3 protein-coding genes are annotated in these 4285 nt (G+C 45.5%); 1 reads left to right on the plus strand and 2 read right to left on the minus strand.

Annotated elements, in window-relative coordinates; all coding sequences use genetic code 11:
• Window positions 1-155 precede the first annotated feature (155 nt).
• Together AB1797_13340 and AB1797_13345 are read right to left on the minus strand one after the other, a co-directional pair.
• On the minus strand, window positions 156-1547 hold the full coding sequence (locus AB1797_13340) for a 4Fe-4S binding protein (protein MEW5768570.1): 1392 nt from the start codon (window positions 1545-1547) through the stop codon (window positions 156-158).
• Window positions 1548-1656: 109 nt separating this feature from the next.
• A complete protein-coding gene (locus AB1797_13345; GenBank protein MEW5768571.1) occupies window positions 1657-3138 on the minus strand; it encodes a Do family serine endopeptidase in 1482 nt (493 codons plus the stop codon).
• 158 nt (window positions 3139-3296) lie between these two features.
• On the opposite strand from AB1797_13345, the gene AB1797_13350 reads away from it, so the two are divergent.
• Entirely contained in the window at window positions 3297-3443 is a 147-nt protein-coding gene (locus tag AB1797_13350; protein ID MEW5768572.1) for a hypothetical protein, read from the plus strand.
• The last annotated feature ends 842 nt before the right edge of the window (window positions 3444-4285 follow it).

Here is a 4285-nt window from a genome sequence, read left to right on the forward strand (position 1 = left end):
TGGTTGTCCGTCTACGGAACGGACATGGACAAGCACGGACAGGGACAAGCCCTGTCCCTACACTTCCGCCTTCTGTCCTGTGTTATTTATCCGTGCTAATTCGTGCATACCTGAACGGTTACAAAAAAATGAAGGCCCTCGGATAGACACGGGGTTCACCCCGCCCCAATCCTCCGTAGTCCCATATTCCCCTTGGGACAAACCTTTCGACATTCATTACAACTGATGCACTCCAGGGGGCTGACCCTAACAGTGGTGCCTGCCTTTTCTATGGCCTCGACTTTACATTGCTCTACACAAAGATTGCAAAGGCCGCAATTTCCTTTGGAGCTAAATTTAAAAAGGCTCAGCCTGGAACCTAAGCCTAAACCTGCGCCTACCGGACAGAGATATTTGCACCAAAACCGAAACTCAAACCCCGCGGCTATTAAAACAAGTCCGAGCAATATCCAGTGGAACTTTCCACCTGTCCAGGAAAAGAGGGTATTAAAAGGCTCTATGTTGGCTATATTGGCATTATCTATTAGTAAAGCCGCCATAAGCAGCCCCCACAATAGAAAATATTTCACCTGTCTTATTCCCTTACCCAAGGCAGGCAGATACCCCCTTTTGGGGCTGAGTTGATAAATGAATTCCTGAACGGTTCCGAAGGGGCAGAGAAAGCCGCAGTAGAAACGCCCCCAGAGAAGGGTTGTTATCAGGATAAAGGCCATAAAGAGATAGAAGAAAGGGTTGTATATCAGAAGGGGTAAATGATAGGTGATGATATTAACCAGATTGACCGTTGATAGGGAACTGCTTTTTATGAAGCCTAAAAAGATAAGGGCAAAGACTAAAGAAAGATAGCGAAGCCACCTCTTTTGAGTAAGAAAACCCCCTAAGGCCATCAGGAAGAGAACAGCCAGTCCCGACAGCTCTGCCCTCTGTTTAAGTTGATGTTCAGGGGTTTCGCCGTCCTTCACCTTGAGTCCGAGACGATCCCTGGCGGCCTGAAGCACGCCTTTTTTGACAGAGCGGGCAATGGCTTCGGCGGTAATAGTGGCCCGGCTGATGCCATCTAAGTCATAACCTATCCGAAGTGAATCCTCGATCCCTTTTCCTTTAAACTGATCTTTGAAAGAAGGATCATATATTCCTTCTACATAAGAGGGTGTTTCAGTATGTTCCAGGATTTCGAGGCCGGTAATCTTTCCGGACAGATCAAGCCCCACCATAATCTTAATCTGACCGGCATAACCTCTTTCTTCTGGAGTAAGGTCGGTGGTGATAAAGCAAAGACCGACCAGTTGTCGATTTCCAGCCGGGTCTATTCGGTAGGCTTCATACAAAGGGGGACGGCCTTTTTTTTCGGAGAAACTAATCCCTTCCCCCGGCATCACTGCCCGGAGGGCTTCTTTTTCCCTGGCTAATTCAGTTTCCTCTCCTTGAGGCTTTAGTTGCTGAACATAGTTGAAACCTAAAGCGGCAATTAGACTAATTAAGGCGGTAAGTCTTATCACGTTTTCGAGTTTCGAGGGGCCATACAAAAGTTGGGTCTTGTTCATCATTTCGGCCAGTTACCTTCCCACCTTCCCGAAAGCTTGAAGCCTTCGGGAAGGTAAATAGCCCCCTTGGCCGAAACGATGAACATCTCCCCAGCTCGAAACCTAAAACTGTTTACGGGCCAACGGCCAGGAACATGGTGTGGCCTTCTCTTTTAAGCAGAAGGATCGCCCCTCCCGGCCCCATATCTTTGACTATCTTCTGGAATTGAGCAAGGGAATCGATGGGAATATTATTTATCTCTTTTATTATATCACCCTGCTTAAGCCCAAAGGTATAGGCCGGACTTTCAGGATCCACTTCTGAGACCAGAAGCCCTCTTTCCGCCGGAGGCAGATTAAACTGTTTAGCTAAGGCCGGCGTCAGTATTCGAAGGGTCAAACCCAACCAGATTCCCGCCCTATCCCTCTTTGATTCAGAAGGCATCTCAGATAGAGTAAGGGGAATAACCAATTTCTGCCCCTTGCGAAAAATAGAAAGTACCACCCGCTGGCCGACCCTGCCCTGAAGGACCTTCCGCTGCAACTCTCTTACCGAAGAAATAGAGTTTCCATCCACCGACAGGATTACATCTCCTCGTCTTATCCCGGCTTTTTCCGCTTCACTTCCCTGAGTCAAATCAGCCACCAGAACACCTTTTTCTCTGGAAGAAATGTGCAGATACTTGGCTAAACTGGGTGTAATATCCTGAAGATAGAGACCGGTCATCCAGGCCCAGACAACTTTGCCATACTTCTTTAAATCACTAATCACCTTAGTAGCTATATTAATAGGTATGGCAAAGCCGATCCCCTCTGCCTGGACATCAATAGCCGTATTGACTCCAATCACCTCACCATTGATATTCACCAGTGGTCCACCTGAATTACCAGGATTAATAGAGGCATCAGTTTGAATAAAATCTGCCAGAGGAGCGATCCCGATGGATCTACCTTTTCCACTTATTACACCTACTGTTACCGTATGATCCAGTCCGAAGGGATTCCCCACGGCTATCGCCCAACTGCCAACCTTAACCTTGTTTGAATCACCTATTTTGACCGTAGGAAAATCACCTTTTCCTTCCACCTTAAGCACGGCTAAATCTGTCTTAGGATCAGTTCCCACCACGCGAGCCATAAGTCTTCGTCCATTAAAAAAAGTTACCGCTGCTTCAGTGGCCCCTTTCACTAAATGATGATTGGTGATAATATATCCTTCCGGGTCGATGATAAAACCGGAACCTAAAGCGGTTAGTTCTTCCGGTATTTGTCCCGGAAAATGGTGCTCAAAGAAGTCATCGAGCGGGGTGAGGGAATTTTCAGATATATCTTCCTGCTTTCCAAAACTGATATTAACTACGGCTGGTTTAAGTGTTTCAGCCACTTGTTCAAAGGCATCTTCCAGAGAAAGGAGGGTATCAGTGGGGCTTAGTCCAACTGGTCTTAAAAAGATATACCCCCTCTTTTCCGTTAAACGGGTTAATGAGGCAGGTGGAGAAAATATAAGTCCCCCTATTCCTATCATCAGCCCGATAAGAAGGCTATAAATTATAATCTTTGTTTTCATGATCGGTGTGTGGTGGCCTGACCAGGCCTTGATCATCGTTTTGGCCATTTATTGAATCGTTAATCTCGAATTGCGAATCTATTTTTGTAACCGTTCAGCCACAAAGCCACTAAGCCACGAAGAGAATGATAGAATAGCACACGGATGACACAGATTTTGGCGGATTCTCACGGATTTTTTCTAAAAAATTTGTAACCGTTCAGCACATGATGCTGGATGCTCGATGCTCGATGCTCAATCCTCGATGCTCGATCTTTGATGCTGGTAAAGGATTCAGTATCCAGGATCGAGCATCCAGAATCGAGCATCCAGGATCGAGGATCGAGGTTGTGTCTTTGTGCCTTAAGAGCTGAATAGTTACAAAAATTTCCCCTCAACTTTCATTACCCCCTGAACGGTTACCTATTTTTTAATTCGCAATTCGCGATTCGATAAATGGCCGACTGATCAAGGCCAGCCGCCTATACAAAAAACTTATCGCCTCCCGGAATGTCCCCTCGACGATAAGTTTATCCTTCCTCATTCTCTTTTTGTAACTACTCAGCCTGGCAAAAAGAGAAACACAGGTTTCACTCCTTCTCTCAGATTCCGCAGATTTTTTCGAGGGTTCCAATATCCAAAATTCATCAGAAATTTCAATGGTGTTTCCCCCGTCTATCTATTAAAATAATCTGTCTAATCAGCAAAAATCTGCGAAATCTCTGTTCCTTTTGGTGGCGGTTCTGCTGCCTTGTGACTGAGTAGTTTTACTCTCTTTTTTTGTGAAGACAAAAGAGAAACCATCTACCAAAGTAAATGAGCGGCTGTCTCTCCTTGTCTACATAAAGAATTATTGGGATGGTTCACTTTTGTTCACTAGTATCTTTATCTTTACTTTATCTGAGGTTACCTTACCACTAAATACATTGGTAAAGTTGTATCTCTTTAAAGCTTCCTGTTTCCAACTCGTTTTTCCCTCATAAACCGCTTCAATTATATATTCTCCTCCCCCTTCAAGGATAACGGCTGAATTTGGGACGGTTCATAACCGTCCAATTTTCTGTGAAACCTTGCGGTTAGTTCATTATCGTAGAACATAGGGTAGAGTAGAGAACTGGCGAGTTACCCTCTCCAATAGCCTTAGGTGTCCTGCAATCTGTTTGCTCCCCGTTTCCAGGGAGTGCCTTAGGTACAGGCCGCCATCCACCGTAGTACT

The sequence above is a fragment of the bacterium genome, assembly GCA_040753085.1.
Taxonomy (GTDB): Bacteria; UBA9089; JASEGY01; order JASEGY01; family JASEGY01; genus JASEGY01.

Coding starts and splice junctions, on each gene's coding strand:
- AB1797_13350 (MEW5768572.1), top strand. CDS start 3,297: ATGATGCTGGATGCTCGATGCTCGATGCTCAATCCTCGATGCTCGATC.
- AB1797_13345 (MEW5768571.1), bottom strand. CDS start 3,138: ATGGCCAAAACGATGATCAAGGCCTGGTCAGGCCACCACACACCGATC.
- AB1797_13340 (MEW5768570.1), bottom strand. CDS start 1,547: ATGATGAACAAGACCCAACTTTTGTATGGCCCCTCGAAACTCGAAAAC.